The 16,664-nt window shown below is 60.9% G+C and carries 16 protein-coding genes; 3 read left to right on the plus strand and 13 right to left on the minus strand.

Annotation, left to right across the window (positions count from 1 at the left end; genetic code table 11):
• Positions 1-14: 14 nt before the first annotated feature.
• The 9 genes from WNY80_RS00150 to WNY80_RS00190 form a co-directional block, all read right to left on the minus strand.
• Complete coding sequence (locus tag WNY80_RS00150) at positions 15-2,054, minus strand: ASKHA domain-containing protein (RefSeq protein ID WP_342885315.1); 2,040 nt, start codon at positions 2,052-2,054, stop codon at positions 15-17.
• 7 nt (positions 2,055-2,061) lie between these two features.
• Positions 2,062-3,021 carry a methyltetrahydrofolate cobalamin methyltransferase gene (locus WNY80_RS00155; protein ID WP_342885316.1) on the minus strand — a complete coding sequence of 320 codons (960 nt, stop codon included), beginning with the start codon at positions 3,019-3,021 and terminating at the stop codon, positions 2,062-2,064.
• A 78-nt stretch (positions 3,022-3,099) separates the two neighbouring features.
• The gene (locus tag WNY80_RS00160) at positions 3,100-4,200 is read right to left on the minus strand and encodes a methylenetetrahydrofolate reductase (protein ID WP_342885317.1); all 1,101 of its coding nucleotides are present in this window, start codon (positions 4,198-4,200) and stop codon (positions 3,100-3,102) included.
• Positions 4,197-4,787 (minus strand): methylenetetrahydrofolate reductase C-terminal domain-containing protein, encoded by a 591-nt coding sequence (locus tag WNY80_RS00165; RefSeq protein WP_342885318.1) that lies wholly within the window; start codon positions 4,785-4,787, stop codon positions 4,197-4,199. The genes WNY80_RS00160 and WNY80_RS00165 overlap by 4 nt, the downstream gene beginning before the upstream one ends.
• Positions 4,780-5,085: a virulence factor gene (locus tag WNY80_RS00170; RefSeq protein WP_342885319.1), complete on the minus strand. Its 306-nt coding sequence runs from the start codon at positions 5,083-5,085 to the stop codon at positions 4,780-4,782. The genes WNY80_RS00165 and WNY80_RS00170 overlap by 8 nt, the downstream gene beginning before the upstream one ends.
• A gap of 141 nt (positions 5,086-5,226) precedes the next feature.
• Positions 5,227-5,997 carry a formyl transferase gene (locus WNY80_RS00175; RefSeq protein WP_342885320.1) on the minus strand — a complete coding sequence of 257 codons (771 nt, stop codon included), beginning with the start codon at positions 5,995-5,997 and terminating at the stop codon, positions 5,227-5,229.
• Positions 5,998-6,098: 101 nt separating this feature from the next.
• Positions 6,099-6,743: an exopolysaccharide biosynthesis protein gene (locus tag WNY80_RS00180; RefSeq protein WP_342885321.1), complete on the minus strand. Its 645-nt coding sequence runs from the start codon at positions 6,741-6,743 to the stop codon at positions 6,099-6,101.
• Between the two features lie 144 nt (positions 6,744-6,887).
• Entirely contained in the window at positions 6,888-7,526 is a 639-nt protein-coding gene (locus tag WNY80_RS00185; RefSeq protein ID WP_342885322.1) for a DUF1638 domain-containing protein, read from the minus strand.
• 242 nt (positions 7,527-7,768) lie between these two features.
• Positions 7,769-8,467: a B12-binding domain-containing protein gene (locus WNY80_RS00190; protein WP_342885323.1), complete on the minus strand. Its 699-nt coding sequence runs from the start codon at positions 8,465-8,467 to the stop codon at positions 7,769-7,771.
• Positions 8,468-8,751: 284 nt separating this feature from the next.
• Between WNY80_RS00190 and WNY80_RS00195 the strand changes: the two genes are divergently transcribed.
• From WNY80_RS00195 to WNY80_RS00205, 3 genes are all read left to right on the plus strand, one after another.
• Positions 8,752-10,308 carry a trimethylamine methyltransferase family protein gene (locus WNY80_RS00195; protein ID WP_342886271.1) on the plus strand — a complete coding sequence of 519 codons (1,557 nt, stop codon included), beginning with the start codon at positions 8,752-8,754 and terminating at the stop codon, positions 10,306-10,308.
• A gap of 113 nt (positions 10,309-10,421) precedes the next feature.
• The gene (locus WNY80_RS00200; protein WP_342885324.1) at positions 10,422-11,123 is read left to right on the plus strand and encodes a ferredoxin; all 702 of its coding nucleotides are present in this window, start codon (positions 10,422-10,424) and stop codon (positions 11,121-11,123) included.
• Between the two features lie 187 nt (positions 11,124-11,310).
• Positions 11,311-11,931: a PadR family transcriptional regulator gene (locus WNY80_RS00205; protein ID WP_342885325.1), complete on the plus strand. Its 621-nt coding sequence runs from the start codon at positions 11,311-11,313 to the stop codon at positions 11,929-11,931.
• Positions 11,932-12,004: 73 nt separating this feature from the next.
• On the opposite strand, the gene bmt is transcribed toward WNY80_RS00205, so the two are convergent.
• From bmt to WNY80_RS00225, 4 genes are all read right to left on the minus strand, one after another.
• Positions 12,005-13,015: a betaine--homocysteine S-methyltransferase gene (gene bmt / locus WNY80_RS00210; protein ID WP_342885326.1), complete on the minus strand. Its 1,011-nt coding sequence runs from the start codon at positions 13,013-13,015 to the stop codon at positions 12,005-12,007.
• Positions 13,016-13,173: 158 nt separating this feature from the next.
• A complete protein-coding gene (locus WNY80_RS00215; RefSeq protein WP_342885327.1) occupies positions 13,174-14,226 on the minus strand; it encodes a glycine betaine/L-proline ABC transporter ATP-binding protein in 1,053 nt (350 codons plus the stop codon).
• Positions 14,219-15,106 (minus strand): proline/glycine betaine ABC transporter permease, encoded by an 888-nt coding sequence (locus WNY80_RS00220; RefSeq protein ID WP_342885328.1) that lies wholly within the window; start codon positions 15,104-15,106, stop codon positions 14,219-14,221. Before WNY80_RS00220 ends, WNY80_RS00215 begins: the two co-directional genes overlap by 8 nt.
• A gap of 201 nt (positions 15,107-15,307) precedes the next feature.
• A complete protein-coding gene (locus WNY80_RS00225) occupies positions 15,308-16,324 on the minus strand; it encodes an ABC transporter substrate-binding protein (protein WP_342885329.1) in 1,017 nt (338 codons plus the stop codon).
• Between the last annotated feature and the right edge of the window lie 340 nt (positions 16,325-16,664).

Raw genomic sequence — 16,664 nt, forward strand, 5'->3', positions numbered from 1 at the left:
GGTAAAGCCGAATTTCAGCCGCGGTTGCGTCGCCCGCCGCGGCGGCGTGCGACACCGGGCTCGATGCCGGCGGCCGCGTCGGTGTCCATCGAGCGTTCGGGCAATTTGACCACTTCGGCGAGCCGCGGGAAGGCATCGACCTTGTTGGGGAACGCCATGGCGTTGACGAAATGCTCCTGGAATTTCGACTCCAGCGCGGTTTCGATCTTCTCGATGCGGGTGACCGTCTGCTCGATCTCGCGGCGGTGATCGCGGTTCAAGAGCGCCATGCGGGCTCCGGTGCCAGCTGCGTTGCCGACCGCCTTGACCTTTTCCAGATCGCAATCGGGCACAAGGCCGAGAACCAGCGCGTATTTGGGGTCGATGAAGGAGCCGAAGGCGCCGGCGAGGCCGATACGGTCAACGTGATCGATGCCCTGCTTGTCCATCAGCAGCTTGACGCCGGCGTAGAGCGCGGCCTTGGCCAGCTGGATGGCGCGGACATCGGTCTGGCTCACCATCAGGCGCTGTTCGCCATCGCGCAGCAGATAGGAGAAGGTACGGCCATTGCCGACGATGCGCGGGTTGGTCGCCGCGAGGTCGCCGTTGATGACGCCGTCTTCGGTGATGATGCCGGCGAGATACATCTCGGCGATGATCTCGATGATGCCGGAGCCGCAGACGCCGGTGACGCCGACTTTCTTCGCGGCTTCTTCAAATCCGGGTTCATCGGACCAGGGCTCGATGCCGATCACGCGGTAGCGCGGTTCGAGTGTGACGGGATCTATGCGGATGCGCTCGATGGCGCCGGGGGCGGCGCGCTGGCCACAGGAGATTTCAGCACCCTCGAATGCCGGGCCGGTGGGCGAGGAGGCGGCCACGGTGCGTTCCCGGTTGCCGAGCACGATCTCGGCGTTGGTGCCGACATCGACCAGCAGCATCATCTCGTCCTGACGGTGCGGACCTTCGGTCAGGGTCGCCGCGGCCGCGTCTGCGCCGACATGGCCTGCGATGCAGGGCAGCATGTAGACCCTTGCACCGGGGTTGAGCGGAAGGTCGATCTCGGAGGACTTGATGTTGACCGCGCCGGAAACCGCGAGCGCGAAGGGCGCGCCGCCAAGCTCGGTCGGGTCGATGCCCAGGAACAGGTGATGCATGATCGGGTTGCCGACGAAAACAGCGTCGAGAATGTCGGTGCGTTCGATCTCGCCCTGCTTGCAGACATTGTCGATCAGGCCATTGAGCGCCTCGCGCACGGCATTGGTCATGCCCTCGCGGCCCTCGGGGTTCATCATCACGTAGGAGACCCGGCTCATCAGGTCTTCGCCGAAGCGGATCTGCGGATTGGATGTGCCCGAAGAAGCGAGGGTGCGTCCGGACAGGAGCGACGAGAGATGCATGGCGATGGTGGTCGAACCGATGTCGCAGGCAATGCCGTAGGCTTCGTTCTTCAGCCCCGGATAGAGCGCGACCAGTGTCGCCGGTCCGCCGTGGACGGGTTCATGGATGGCGGCGGTTACCTTCCAGTCTCCCGCGCGCAGGATCTTCTGAACCTGGCCGAGCAGGTAGGTGTCGATTGCGAGGTTCTTGAAGCCCCAGTCGGCCTCGACCGCCTGCAGCAGCCGGTCGAGATCGCCGAGCGGCTTGTGCATGTCGGGCTCTTCGACTTCGACGTAACACATCTGGATCGCCGGGTTGCGTTCGATCAGGCGGCCATCGGAATCCTTGCGCACCACCTGCGCATTGACCACGGTATCCTGCGGGATGTCGATGACGAGGTCGCCGAGAATCCTGGCCGAGCAGGACAACCTGCGGCCTTCTTTCAGGTCACGCTTTTCGGCGTAACGCACCTCGTTGCCGCCAAAGGGCGAGATGTGCTCGTTGGAAGAGGTGATGCCATGTTTGGCAAACACGCCTTCCTGCACGTCGACCTGGCAGCGTCCGCAAATGCCGCGACCGCCACAGACGCTTTCGACATGCACGCCCAACTGCCGGGCGGCATCGAGTACGGGCGTGTCGGTGGGAAAGCGGCCCCGCTTTCCCGACGGCATGAACAGGACGAGGTGGTCGGTCATGGCTGGTTTATGCTCCACCACCTGAACGGGCGGCGCGTCCGCCACGACGGCGGCCGCCTTCACCGGATGAAGCCGCCTGCGGGGCAGGGGCGGAACCAGCCACATGCGGCTGGTAGTCCTTGTATGTCTTGATCCAGTTGGTGCAGTTGGGATCGGTGCCATTGAGCACGTTGGCAGCGCGGACCGCTTCCATTTCCTGCGGACGGCAGGGGTTCATGATGGCCGAGGTCATGCCTGCGCCGATCACCATGGGAATGAAGCCCGCGTTGATGCCGTGGCGATGCGGCAGGCCGAAAGAGACGTTGGACAGGCCGCAAGTGGTGTTGACCTTGAGCTCGTTACGCAGCCGGTGCAGCAGCGCGAAGACCTGGCGGCCGGCATCACCGAGGGCGCCGATCGGCATGACCAGCGGGTCGACGACGATGTCACAGGGCTTGATGCCGAAATCCATGGCGCGCTCGACAATCTTCTTGGCAACGGCGAAGCGCACATCGGGATCCATGGAAATGCCGGTCTCGTCGTTGGAGATCGCCACCACCGGCACGTCGTATTTCTTGATCAGCGGCAGGATTGCCTCAAGCTTTTCTTCCTCGCCGGTGACCGAATTGACCAGCGGGCGGCCCGTGGCGACCTTCAGGGCAGCTTCGATGGCCGCGGTCACCGAACTGTCGATTGACAGCGGAACATCGACCAGGCCCTGGACGATTTCCATGGTCTGCACCAGAAGGCCCGGCTCGGTCTCGTTCGGATTGACCGAGGTGACGCCGGCATTGACGTCGAGCATGGTTGCGCCCGCGGCGACCTGCTCGAGTGCATCCTTGATAACGGTCTCGAAGTTTCCTTCGATCATCTCGGCGGCGAGCTTCTTGCGTCCGGTCGGATTGATGCGTTCGCCGATCACGCAGAAAGGCTGATCAAAGCCGATGATCACTTCTCGGGTGGCGGAGGCGACGATAGTGCGGGTCATGTTCGATCCTTGCGGTGTAGACATAAAGATTTGTTTATATCGTTATAACGGTTCGACGGTGAGTGCAAGTCTCCGGGCTCATTCCTGAGAGTCGGCGTCACCTGCCGCTCCTGCCATTTCATGCAGCAAATGTTTCGGCTCTTCGAGGATTTCCTCCATGCGATCAGCCACCATCTGGTCCACGGGATTTGGTTCCTTGCGCCAGGGCCTGCGGCCCTTGAGGACCCCGGAATCGTGCACGATCTCGGCGACGAACTCTTCCTGGCGGTAGGCCATGACATGGATGCCGGAGACGCCTTCGATCTCCTTGACCTCGTTGATGATGTCGATGCAGAGCTGCTTGCCTTCCTTCTTCTGGTCTTCCGCGCCTTCCAGCCGCTTGATGATGTCGTCAGGGATATGGACGCCGGGAACGTTCGAGCGCATCCATCTGGCCGTGCGCGCCGAGGCCAGCGGGCCGACGCCGCACATGATGAAGCACTCCTTGTCGAGTCCCATGTCGCGCACTTGGCTCATATAGTTTTTGAACATCGGCACGTCGTAACAATACTGGCTCTGAACGAACTGGGCGCCGGCGGCGATCTTCTTGGCCAGGCGGTGCGGGCGGAAGTCATGCGGCGGGGCAAAGGGGTTGATGGCAGCGCCGAGAAAAACCGTCGGAGCGCTGGTCAGCTTGCGGCCCGAGAGGAATTTGGAGTTGTCGCGCATGATGCGGATGGTTTCGAGAAGCGACATGCAGTCGAGATCGAAGACCGGCTTTGCGCCGGGCTGATCGCCTGCCTGCACGCCGTCGCCGGTCAGGCAGAGGATGTTCTGCACGCCCATGGCAGAGGCGCCGAGTACATCGCCCTGGATGGCGATGCGGTTCTTGTCGCGGCAGGAGATCTGCATGATGGGTGCGTAGCCCATGCGGGTCAGCAGCGCGCAGATGCCGACCGAGGACATGTGCGCATTGGCGCCGGATGCATCGACAGCGTTGATGCCGTCGACCCAGCCGTCGAAGATGGCGGCGCGCTCGTAGACGTCATGCGGGTCGGCGCTGTCGGGCGGGTTGAGTTCGGCGGTGACGGCGAACTCGCCACGGCGCAGGATCCGCTCCAGTCTCCCAAGGGACGAATGGCCGGGCTGGGGCTCGAGCAGGGCGCTGGGATCAAGCGGATTGGAATCCTGTTGGCTCATTGTGGCGTTCCCGGGGTTTCTGCGGCTTCACGTTCGGCGGCGGCGAGGGCTGTGACGCGCAACCAGGACGAGGTCTCGCGCAGCGACTGGTCAACCGGCTTCTGAACATCGAAAATGTTGTCGCGGCCGTTCATCCGGTTGGCGCCGGACCATGCCTGAACCCAGACGCAGGGCATGTCGGGCTCGACCTCGCAATGGCCGTTGGCGCGGACCCCGCCGCAGGGTCCGTTGCGCAATTGCTTGGGGCAATTCATCGGGCATGACATGCCGGTCGATGACAGCACGCACTGGCCGCACATGCGGCAGTCGAACAGGAAGCCCTTGGTGTGTTTCTCGATGAACTTGATCGGCCCTTCGGCCCGCTCGTAACCGACCGCTTTCCAGAGCGGATGAAGCTTGAGAAACAAGTCCGCGAAATGGCCGTAGAACCATTCCAGCGTCCGGGAGTGACGTACCGACCACAGTCTGACGGCAAAGCTGCGGGCCTTGCGGCCGGTGGCGGACACGCCCGACGGTTTGTAGGACGTGGCTTGGGCCGACTTCTTGTTGAGGCTTGCCTGTGTCGGTTTCGTCGGTTGGTCAGCCATGGCTCTCCCTGCCTCCGCCCTTGACGAGGGCAACCAGGCGCTCCTTGTCATAGGCTGCTTCAAGCTCCGCCGTTGCCTTGTCGGCCTCGGCTTCCAGATCGTCGGAGACTTCAACCGGGTCTGCCCGGCGCCATTCGGCCAGGTAGTCATCGGTTTCGGCGGCACCCGTGCGCATGGCGCACATATCGATCGCTTCGGTGAACCGGAGCGACAGTTCCCGCTTGGCGGTGGTGCGACCCTTCTTGATGATCACCTGGGCAGGAATGTCACGCCAGTAGACGACGATGCGGTTGGCCATTTCGGTTCTCCTTGGAAGTTACAATGCGCATGGGGATTTCTGGCCGCTTCGCTGACGACGACGCGCGGCGCGTCAAAAACGACCTGCAAGATGCCGGAGGTATTTGGGAACATGCCCGGGGTCAAACCAGGCTGTTGAAAACTACCAGATGCGTTTGAATAGACCGGTGCCGAGATAGGTCCAGATCGGGGGATGAAAGCGTTGCACGGAAGGCAGATCGCTTGACTTCGGTTGCAGCCGTTTCTCCAGCGCGTCTTCCACGGCGCGGACCACGATCTCGCGGGATCCAGCAGCCATCGCCAATGAATCTGTAAGAAGGCTTTCGTGCGGGTGCGGGGTGAGGAAGGCCTGATAGAGCGTGTCGCCGGTATCGACACCGGCATCGACCAGGTGCACGGTGGTGCCGTAGTTTTCATGATCGCCGGTCGCGCGGGCCCACCAGCCGCCGGCCAGTCCCCGGTATTTCGGGTTGATGCCCGAGTGATAATTGATCACCGGACAGGGAATTGCGGCCAGCGTTGCCTTTGACAGCATCCTGCATCCAACGAGGACGACGACGTCCGGCTTGCGGGCAGATATCAGATCGAGACAGTCGCCGGCGTTGGCGGAAGAGACGCGTGTTACCGGAACCTCAGGCGACAATTCTGTCTGTGCACCGCTCGCAGCGATGATTTCCATCGTCCGTTTTTGGGCCAGGCGCTTGCCAAACCGGGAAATGACCATCGTGCCGAACTGGCCGGCAGTCTGGACCCAGCCCACCTTGCGGGCCCGGCGCCTGAGGAAAAGGCTCTTTGATTCCGGTTGTTCGAGCACCACCTCAAGGTTTTCAAACCGGGAGGCGAGGGCATTGATGATTACCCAGGCGTAGGCACCGCCTGCGGTGATTACGAGGATCGTGCTTTGTCTGGCCATGCCTAATCCATCAAGATGAAAACGCAAGGATAGCCAGGGCGAGGTTAAGATCCGGCTACAGCCTGTCGGAGGTCAGGGAAGAGGGGCGCCGAAAAGTCTTTTCAGAACAGATGCAGAAGCAATGCGCCGGTGGCCGTGACGACAAAAGCTGCGATGGCGACCGAAATCAAGCCGGCCAGAACACCCAGAGCCAGGCAATTGCCGTCGCGTTCGGTATGGGCGACGCCGAGAATGGCAACGGCAAAGGCAGGCAGCCAGTTGCCGAAGGGAATCGGCAAGACGCAGGTGATGGCCAGAATCAGGGCGAAAACGCCGAACAGCCGTTCGCGGATCGCGCCACCCAGAGGCCAGTTGCGCGGGCGCACCCAGTTTTCGGCACTGCGAAGCCAGGGCGAAACCTTGGTCACCATGCGCTGGAAGGTGACCCGGTCAATCGTATAGTTGGCAAGCGCCCGCGGCAGCCAGACCTTCTGATAGCCGATCACCATCTGCCAGGCGACAAACACCATCGGCAGGCCAAGAACCATGGTTGCGCCAGGCGGAAGCGGGATCAGGTTGGGAACCGCGAACACCAGCAGAAACGCACCAAAAGACCGGTCATCCAGCGCATTGGCGATCTCGCGCATGCTGACGCGTTCACCGGCGTCCCGCGCCAGACGCTCCAGCAGCTCGGAGAGCTTCTCTGGATGCTTGCGTGAGCCGGCGGCGATGGCGGGAACGGTTACTGTGGCGGAATGGTGGTTCACTGCGGATACCCTGAATGACGACTGCCTACCATCTAAGCATGGATTGCTTAAAAATTGTGGCAATAATCACATCATTTCCGGAGAGGAAAAATAATTCAGCGTTAATGCTTTGTATCGTCGCAGCTGCCGGAAATGGCTTGCAGCTCAAAGCGGCGCCAGCGCCTGCTCCAGGTCGCCATAACCGGTAAACCGCCGCTCGTAGGGCAAGCCCAGCCGTTCAGCCGCCGCGCGGGCCTTTTCTTCAAGTTCGGGGTCATCGGTCTGGGCGAGATAGAGCGCGCGCTCGTAGTGGCCGAAATAGGTGTCGCGAAGTTCGGGGAACCGGTCGAGCCCAAGCGGGCGAATCAAAAAGGTTTCGAAATGCCGGGCGAGAAAATCGGTGATGAAAAAGGTCGTCATCATATCGTCGCCGGCAGCTTCAAATGCCTGATTGCCGATATAGAACGAGAAACAGTGCGGCCCCTCGATCCGTTCGACACCGTGGGCGGCGCAGACCTTGTCGAGTTCACCGCCGGTGCCGCAATCGGCATAGCCAATGAAGATGTGCTCGAAGCCTTCATCACGCGCCTTGCGAATGGCCCGGTCGACGGCAGGAGCAATGCGGTCGGGATAATGATGGAAATTGGCGTCAATGCACTTGAGGTCGACATGGTCATGACCAAGCTGCTTGTTGACGGCCAAGACCTCGCGACCAATCATCCCGCAGGCGATCACCCGCACTTTCTTGCCGGTATGATTGTCCGGAGTTCCGGTCTGGCTGGCCGTTGTGGGCCGCTCCGTCATGATGTCGCCTTTCACCTGATCCAAATTTCGCGCCGCAGCAGCCCTGCGGAATTCGGCGAGTTGACGTCTTTGAAGAGTGCGCCTGCCGCTGATCCTGACCGGTCGCGAGCTCCCGCACAAACAGGATACGAAGCGCCGGTCGGGACGTAAAGCACCGGTCAGTGTCATTAGCGGCGCTGCCGCAGGCCGACCGGCCTGAACAAGGCAAGGTCAGCCCGCTGCTGTAATCAGGCTTGCGCCGATCAGGCGCCGGCGAGCCGGTTGTGGCGGCGTTTGATCAGTTCCTTGGCGGTCTCGACCGCAACCGCCGCGTCGCGGCAATAGGCATCGGCGCCGACGGCCTTGCCGAATTCCTCGTTGAGTGGTGCGCCACCGACGAGAACGATGAAGTCGTCGCGGATGCCCTTTTCCTTCATGGTGTCGATGACGACCTTCATGTAGGGCATGGTGGTGGTCAGCAGGGCTGACATGCCGAGAATGTCGGGCTGCTCGCGCTCGATGGCCTCGATATATTTTTCGACCGGGTTGTTGATGCCCAGGTCGATGACGTCAAAGCCCGCACCTTCCATCATCATGCCGACGAGATTCTTGCCGATGTCGTGAATGTCGCCCTTGACGGTGCCGATGACCATCTTGCCGAGCTTGGGGGCGCCGGTTTCGACCAGCAGCGGACGCAGGATGAACATCCCGGCCTTCATGGCGTTGGCGCTCATCAGCACTTCGGGAACGAACAGGATGCCGTCGCGGAAATCCTCGCCGACGATTCGCATGCCTTCGACCAGTGCTTCGGTGAGCACGTCGTAGGGGGTCCAGCCGCGACCGAGAAGGATGTTGGTGCCTTCCTCAATCTCTTCCTTGAGACCGTCATACAGATCGTCATGCATCTGCTGGACAAGTTCATCATCAGAGAGTTCGGACAGGATGATTTCTTCGTCAGACATCGGCTTCTCCCTTGAATGCACCTGTCAGGTGGTTCAACGCACCAGACCCATCGTGCATAGCGATATAGGCGATTGTTTGCAAAAAGTTCCTTGAAAACGACGCGCATATCGGAAAATGCGACGAGGGGCTGTTTCCGCAATATTCCTGCTGCGCCAAGGCTTGGCGCTTTGAGGAATGTGCGGGAGTTGGTTTTGGCTAGCATGGGATCACTGGCGTGATGGTGCGCCATTCCAAAACAAGCAGGCATTCAATGGCTCATCCAGATACGCTTCCTTCCACTGATATGGTTCAAGATGCAGCACCTGAGGCGAGTGCTGGGCGGCGCGGCAGAGGCGCTGCGGCGCGGCGGGCGCAACGCTCGGGCGGCGGGCCGGGCCAGTCGATGCCGTTTATCCTGCGCAAGCTCGGCAACTACGAGGTGCTCGACGAGGAAGGACTGAGCCTGATCGAACGCAACGCGGACAAGATCCTCGAGGAAATCGGGATCGAGTTTCGCGATGATGCGGAAGCACTGGCGCTGTGGCGCGAAGCCGGCGCCGATGTGAGGGGCGAGCGGGTCCGGTTTCCCAGGGGACTTTGCCGCGAACTGCTGAAGACCGCACCGGAAGTGTTTACCCAGCATGCCCGCAATCCTGCCCGCTCCGTGCAGATCGGTGGCAACGCGACCGTATTTGCACCGGTTTACGGACCGCCGTTTGTCCGCGATCTCGATGGCGAACGCCGCTATGCGACGATCGAGGATTTCCGCAATTTCGTGAAGCTTGCCTACATGGCGCCATCGCTGCACCATTCGGGTGGAACTGTCTGCGAGCCGGTCGACGTGCCGGTGAACAAGCGCCATTTCGACATGGTCTACAGCCACATGAAATACAGCGACAAGCCGTTCATGGGCTCGGTGACTGCGCCGGAACGGGCCGAAGACACCATCGAGATGTGCAAGATCCTGTTCGGCGCGGAGTTCGTTGACCAGAACTGTGTCACGCTCAACCTGATCAACGCCAACTCGCCGATGGTGTTTGACGAAACCATGCTTGGCGCTCTCAAGGTCTATGCCCGCAACAACCAGGCCTGCGTGGTTTCGCCGTTCATTCTCGCCGGCGCCATGAGCCCGGTGACGGTGATCGGCACGCTGACCCAGATCCTGGCCGAAGTGCTCGCGGGCGCTGCCTTCACCCAGCTGATCCGGCCAGGCGCGCCGGTGCTGTTCGGCACGTTTGCCGCGTCGATCTCGATGCAGTCGGGTGCGCCGACATTCGGAACGCCGGAGCCGGCGCTGGTCTCCTACGGTGCTGCGCAGCTGGCGCGGCGTCTGAAACTGCCGTTCCGCACCGGCGGATCGCTTTGCGGCTCGAAGGTGCCTGATGCGCAAGCCGCGCATGAAAGTGCATCGACGCTGAACATGACGCTGCTGGCGGGCACCAATTTCGCGCTGCATTCGGCCGGATGGCTCGAAGGCGGGCTGGTCAGCTCTTACGAGAAATTCATGATCGACGTCGATCAGCTTGGCATGCAGCAGCGTTTTGCCGAGGGCATTGATCTGTCGGAAACCGGTCAGGCGCTGGATGCCATTGCCGAAGTGGGGCCGGGCAATCACTATCTCGGTTGCGCCCATACCCAGGCCAATTTCCAGCAGGCGTTTTTCCGCTCTTCGCTGGCCGACAACAATTCCTACGAGCAATGGCTGGCGGAAGGCGAAAAGCGGATCGAGGAGCGGGCGCGCAACCTGTGCCGCTCGTGGCTCGACGGCTATGTCGCACCGGAACTGGACCCGGCAATCGACGAGGCGCTGCTTGCCTATATCGCCGAGCGGAAAGACTCGATGCCGGACGCCTTCACTTGAACACAGCCCGATAAAGCCAGGGAGACAGGCGGGCAGGACAAGGTGGCAGGCCTCATTCACAAGGAGGTCTGGCGCTCTGCGTTCCGTGACGGCGGCACGGGCGACCGGGAGCGATGACCGCTGCCGCCGGCATTGACGTGCTTGATGCCACGCTGGCTGGTCACGGGCTTTGCCTGAGGGGCTGGGTTTTTCCGGGCGGGCCAGATGTTGCGATGCCATCTGGTACAGGAACGGCATCGGCGATCTGCCTGGTCGGTCATGCCGGAGGGGCGTTCTGGCCGGTCTTCGAGGCCTGGCGGATAACGCATCGCGGGATTGATGATCCGCTCGACACCTGGTCAAAATCAGTGATCACCCCGATTGCGGAAACTGCGGGCGGAGAAGCGGTGTTTCCATCAGATCGGCCCTGGCAGCCGTTCCAGCAATGGGCGATGGCCGCCGAAGGGCTGAAACCTTCGCCGCTGGGGATGCTCATTCATCCGGATTACGGCTTATGGCATGGCTATCGCGGAGCGATCCTGTTCGAGAAAGCAGCGATGGCAAGATTGGTAACCGGCGAACCGTCGCCAGGGACGAGCCTGGCACCGCATCCCTGCGACACCTGCAGCGACAAGCCCTGCCTGTCGGCCTGCCCGGTCGAGGCGTTTACACCGGCGGGTTTTGCTGTCCCGGATTGCCGGTCCTATCTGAAGGGCGAAGCCGGACGGGACGGATGCATGCGTTCAGGTTGCCTGGCGCGCGATGCCTGTCCGGTCGGGCGCAGCTATCGCTACAGCGCCGGGCAAATTCGCTTCCACATGACGGCTTTCTGCTGAACCGCGAGCGGCGCAATCCTCATCCGTAATGGTGAGGATGCTCCTTCAGCCGAAAAAAATATTCCATTAAAACAATGCCTTGTCGCAAATTTTGGATCGTTTCATAACGATAGCTCTTGCAAAAGATATATCTTTACGCAGATAATACGGTATGAAATGCTATCGTAATTCAGGAAGGACATCGATCATGTTTGGAATGCACAGACACAAATGCCGTCACGAAAACCGCCATTGTGCCGGCCCCGAAGGCCGGGGAGGCGGCGGTGGCCACGGGCGGGGCGGCCCCTTCGGGCGTCACCGTGGCGGTCCGTTCGGCGGCGGCGGCAAACGCATGTTTGACTCCGGTGCGCTGCGGCTGGTGGTTTTGGGCCTGATCGCGGAGCAACCGCGCCATGGCTATGACATCATCAAGGCGCTGGAAGCCCGCTTCCAGGGGGCCTACAGCCCGAGCCCGGGCGCAATCTACCCAATGCTGCAGATGCTGGAGGAGGCCGATCTGGTGTCCTCCCAGATGCAGGGCGCCAAGAAGCTGTTCTCGATCACCGAAGAGGGGTTGGCCTATCTCGGGGAAAATCGCGTCGATCTTGACAGGATCAATGCGCAGATCGACGAGGCATCGGAAGAAATCCAGGGTGTCTCGCTGGGGGCCGAGTTCCGCGCCTTGCGCAAAGCGCTGTTCCGTCAGGTCCGAAGCGGCGGATTGTCTGCCGAAAAGGCGCAGCAGGCGCTGGAGATTCTGAAGAAGGCCCGCGGCGACATTGAAGCCCTGCAGGATCAGGACGGGCAGGACTGGACTGGTCAGCCCTGACACCTCCGGCAGCAAAACAGAGAGGCCGGCACTGATGTGCCGGCATCTTGAGTGTGTTCAACAGCAGTTTGCTTCAGCTGCGGCGGCCGCGGCGTTCACGCTTGGGAGCGGCGTTGTCGGTGGCGACCGTGTTGCGCATCGGGCCGATGCGATCGATAATGGTTTCCACTGTCGGGCGCTGCGCCTTGATGTGGCTGTCGACAGCCTCGCGCATGGCGCGCAAATGATCGCAGGAAGTGCCGCAGCAGCCGCCGATGATGCGCGCACCGGCATCGATGGCCAGCCTTGCGTAATCGGCCATCAGCGGCGGTGTGCCCGAGTAGTGGATTTCCGTACCCTTGAACTCGGGGATGCCGCAATTGCCCTTGACGACAACGATGGCCTCCGGATCTGCCGATGTCATGTCGAGCAGGGAAGACAGGATATCGGATGCGCCGACGCCGCAATTGGCGCCAACCGCAGCCGGGCCGTCGCCGATGTCGCTGGCGATCGAGTGGATGTCACGCGGGTGCACGCCCATCATGGTCTTGCCGGCGGTATCGAACGAGCCGGTGTAGACATAGGGCAGGCCACAGCGCACGGCTGCTTCAGCGGCTGCGCGGATTTCGTCGCGGGCGGACATGGTTTCGATCCAGGCGATATCGACGCCACCGGCCTTGAGGCCCTCGATCTGTTCGACGAAGGAGTTGACCGCATCGTCATAGGTCATGGCGCCGAGCGGCACCAGCAGGTCGCCGGTGGGACCGACGGAGCCTGCGACGATGACCTTGCGCGGCGCCTTGTCGGCAACGGCGCGGGCGATTTCGGCCGCCTTCTTGTTGAGCGCGAATACCCGGTCATCGGCCTGGTGCAGCTTGAGCCGGTTGCGGGTGCCGCCGAAACTGTTGGTCAGGATGATGTCGGACCCGGCATCGACAAAGTCCTGGTGCAGCTTGGTGATTTTCTCGGGGGCCGTTTCCAGCCACATTTCCGGTGCTTCGCCCGATTCCAGCCCCATGGCGAACAGGTTGGTCCCGGTTGCGCCGTCGGCGAGCAGAACGCCTTTTTCGGCAAGCAGATCGGCAAGCGGATTGGAAGCGGGCATGAAATTCTCCTGTTTAATTGATTGTCGTATAAAGATATCCTTATATCATTGCAAGCAAAGCTGTTGCCACGCATGAAAAAACCCGCAGGCGGGCGGGCCACCTGCGGGTCTTGAAGGCCGGCTGATCCGGTCTGGCCGGATCGGAGGCGTCTTGCGGATCAGGCCGCCGTTTCGTGATCGACCGGCGTCACCATGGCTGAAATCACGTCATGGATGTCCAGCGCGCCAATCGGCTTGCCGGAAGCGTCCGTCACGTGGGCAACAGAGGTGTTGCTGTCGGTCATCTTCTTGGCCGCGACTTCAAGCACTGTGCCGGTCTTGACCGGCATGCCCTGCGGCTCGCCTGACAAGGGGCTCAGCACCATGTCGACCGAAATCACCCGTCCGCGGTTGACCTCGCGCACGAAGCTGGAGATGTACTCATCGGCAGGATGCAGCACGATTTCCTGCTTGGTCCCCTGCTGGACCACTTCGCCATCACGCAGAATGGCGATGCGGTCACCCAGGCGCAGTGCCTCGTCGAGATCGTGGGTGATGAAGACCACGGTCTTCCGGATTTCCTTCTGCAGATCGAGCAGAACGGTCTGCATGTCCATGCGGATCAGCGGATCGAGTGCGGAGAAGGCCTCGTCCATCAGCAGGATCGGGGCATCATTGGTCAACGCCCGGGCAAGGCCCACGCGCTGCTGCATGCCGCCTGAAAGCTGGTTGGGGTAATTGTCCTCAAAGCCTTCGAGCCCGACGCGGGTAATCCAGCGTCGTGCCTGCTTTTCCTGCTCCTGGCGGGGAAGACCCTGGATCTCGAGCCCGTAGACCGCGTTCTCGAGAACGGTCCGGTGCGGCAGAAGCGCAAACTTCTGAAACACCATTGCGGTCTTGTGACGACGGAACTCGCGAAGCTCGTTCTCGTTCATCTGGACGACATCCTCGTCGCCGACGATGACTTCGCCCGCAGTCGGATCGATCAGCCGGTTGATGTGGCGGATCAGGGTAGACTTGCCCGAGCCGGACAGGCCCATGACCACCTGGATGCCGCCGCCGGGCATGTCGATGTTGATGTCCTTGAGCCCGAGCACGTGGTTGTGCTTGTCGTTGAGCTCGGCCTTGGTCATGCCAGCCTTGACGGCGTCGATATAGGCTTCCGGGTTGGCGCCGAAAATCTTGTAAAGATTGCGGACGCTGATCCCGATACCGGTTTCTTGCTCAGCCATGTACCACCTCCAGGTGCTTCTGCAGCCGCTTGCCATAGGCCTGGCTGGTGCGGTCAAAGATGATGGCGATGCCGACAATGGCGAGGCCGTTGAAGATACCCAGCGTGAAGTACTGGTTTGCGATGGCTTTCAGCACCGGAAGACCCAGCCCCTGAACACCGATCATCGATGCGACGACGACCATGGCGAGTGCCATCATGATGGTCTGGTTGACGCCGGCCATGATGGTCGGCAGCGCCAGCGGCATCTGCACGTTCTTGAGCCGCTGCCAGTTGGACGAACCGAAGGCATCGGCGGCTTCGAGCACATCCTTGTCAACCAGCCGGATACCGAGGTTGGTCAGGCGGATGATCGGCGGGATGGCGTAGACCATCACCGCGATCAGGCCTGGGACGCGGCCAATGCCCAGCAGCATGACCACGGGAATGAGATAGACGAAACTCGGCATGGTCTGCATCACGTCGAGAACCGGATTGAGCACCGCCTGGACCCGGTCCGAGCGGCCCATCAGGATGCCTATCGGTATGCCAACAATAATGGCCAGGATCGTCGCCACGACTGTCATGGCGATGGTCTTCATGGTGTCTTCCCACATGTCGAAGTAACCGATCAGCAGCAGGGTAACGATCACCCCGGCGGTTATCTTCCAGCTGCGGCTTGCCAGCCATGCGATCAATGCAAAACCGAGTATCACGAGTGGCCAGGGCGAGCTGGTGAGCAATTGCTCGACACGGTACATGAACCATTGCACCGGATAGAGTGCGGTTTCAAACATTTCGCCATTGGCGCGGGTGAAGTTGCGGAAGCCGAGGTCGATGGTCTTTTTCAAGGCCGTCAACCTGTCGGTATCCATGGCGGGAAATTCTATGAGCCAGTCCATATTGACGCTCCAAATACGGATAATTCTATTGGCTGATCGTCAGGCGACCAACGATTCATCGCTGCCTGTGGCCAGATGAATGCACCTTTTGGCGCGTGCCCCCGGTCCCAGCTCCAGACCATTGCGGCTTTGTGTTCCCCGACCGCGCCTGTCTGGATAAAAATGTGGCGGACCTAGGCCCGCCACATCATCAGCGATGGATTACATCACTGCTTTCTTGACTTTTTCAGCCGCTTCCGGCGAGACCCACTTGGTCCAGATGTCCTCGTTTTCCTTCAGGAAGTGACGAGCACCGGCTTCACCGGTTGCCTGGTTGTCGGCCATCCATGCAAGCAGGGCGTTCACAGTGGAGTTGGGCCAGCTGCGGTTTGCCAGGTAGTCGTAGGCAGGGCCGGCACGCTTCTTGAAGTCGTCGGTGACAACCGTGTAGACTTCAGACTTGGACCAGGCGTTCTTCTTGGGGTCCGGGCAATCGGTGATCGATGTGCAACGGTCCCACTCTTCCTTGTCGTGCTCGACGCCATGGTCAAGCTTGACCATTTCGTACTTGCCGAGAATTGCCGTCGGTGCCCAGTAGTAGCCGAGCCACGGGTTTTCTCTCTCGTATGCCTTGGCGATGGAGCCGTCGAGGCCAGCAGCCGAACCGGTTTCAACCGTCACCCAGCCTTTTTCTTCAGCGCCGTAGGCCTTGAAGAGGTTGGTGGTGATGATGCGGCAGCCCCAGCCTTCAGGACAGTTGTAGACGCCGCCCTTGCCTTCGTTTTCCATGCCGGGGGCAGGGAACAGCTCGGGATGTGCCAGCGCGTCATCAATGGTCTTGATTTCAGGATGGGCTTCGGCGGTGTACTTGGGAATCCACCAGCCTTCGACGCCGCCATCGCTGAGCGATTCGGATGCGTAGTGAAGCTTGCCTTCGGCAACAGCGGAGTCGAGCAGGGTGCGAAGCGAGTTGATCCAGGCTTCAGGAGCGACGTCCGGCTCCTGCTTTTCAACCATTGAGGTGAGGGTCGGGGTGGTGTCACCGGCCACAAGCTCGGCTTCGCAGCCATAGCCTTCGGAAAGGATGATTTCGTCGATGTTCGCCAGAACTTCAGCCGAAGCCCAGTTCATGTTGGCGATGGTCACGCGGCCACATTCGCTATGTGATGCAGCAGATGCGGCGCCGGCGAAGCCCATAAGGCCAACGGCGAGAACGGTGGAAGCGAGAAGCTTCTTCATATGTAAGACCTCCCAGTCTTATTGATGCAGTGGTTGTTCCATTTTTCGGCAAAACCCGGTCACTGCTGATTACCGGACACCGATGGAATTGAAGGCAAATCGCCTCATGGTCATTGAAAACCATTTCACACGTCAGTTACGACGCAAAGGCGACATCAAACGGCGCAAGTGGAACCCACGGAACTCTGTCGAAGGCGGTTGCCCAATTGAAATGCCGCCTTTCAGGGTAAGGACTTACGCCAAGAAATCAACCGTAGCTTCGAGAATTCGTAAATCAGGATGGCCACCGGTGGTGCATTGCATCATAAATTTTCGGGCCGTCGAAATAAATTGCAAGATT

The organism is Hoeflea sp. AS16, assembly GCF_038900095.1.
Classification (GTDB): domain Bacteria; phylum Pseudomonadota; class Alphaproteobacteria; order Rhizobiales; family Rhizobiaceae; genus Hoeflea.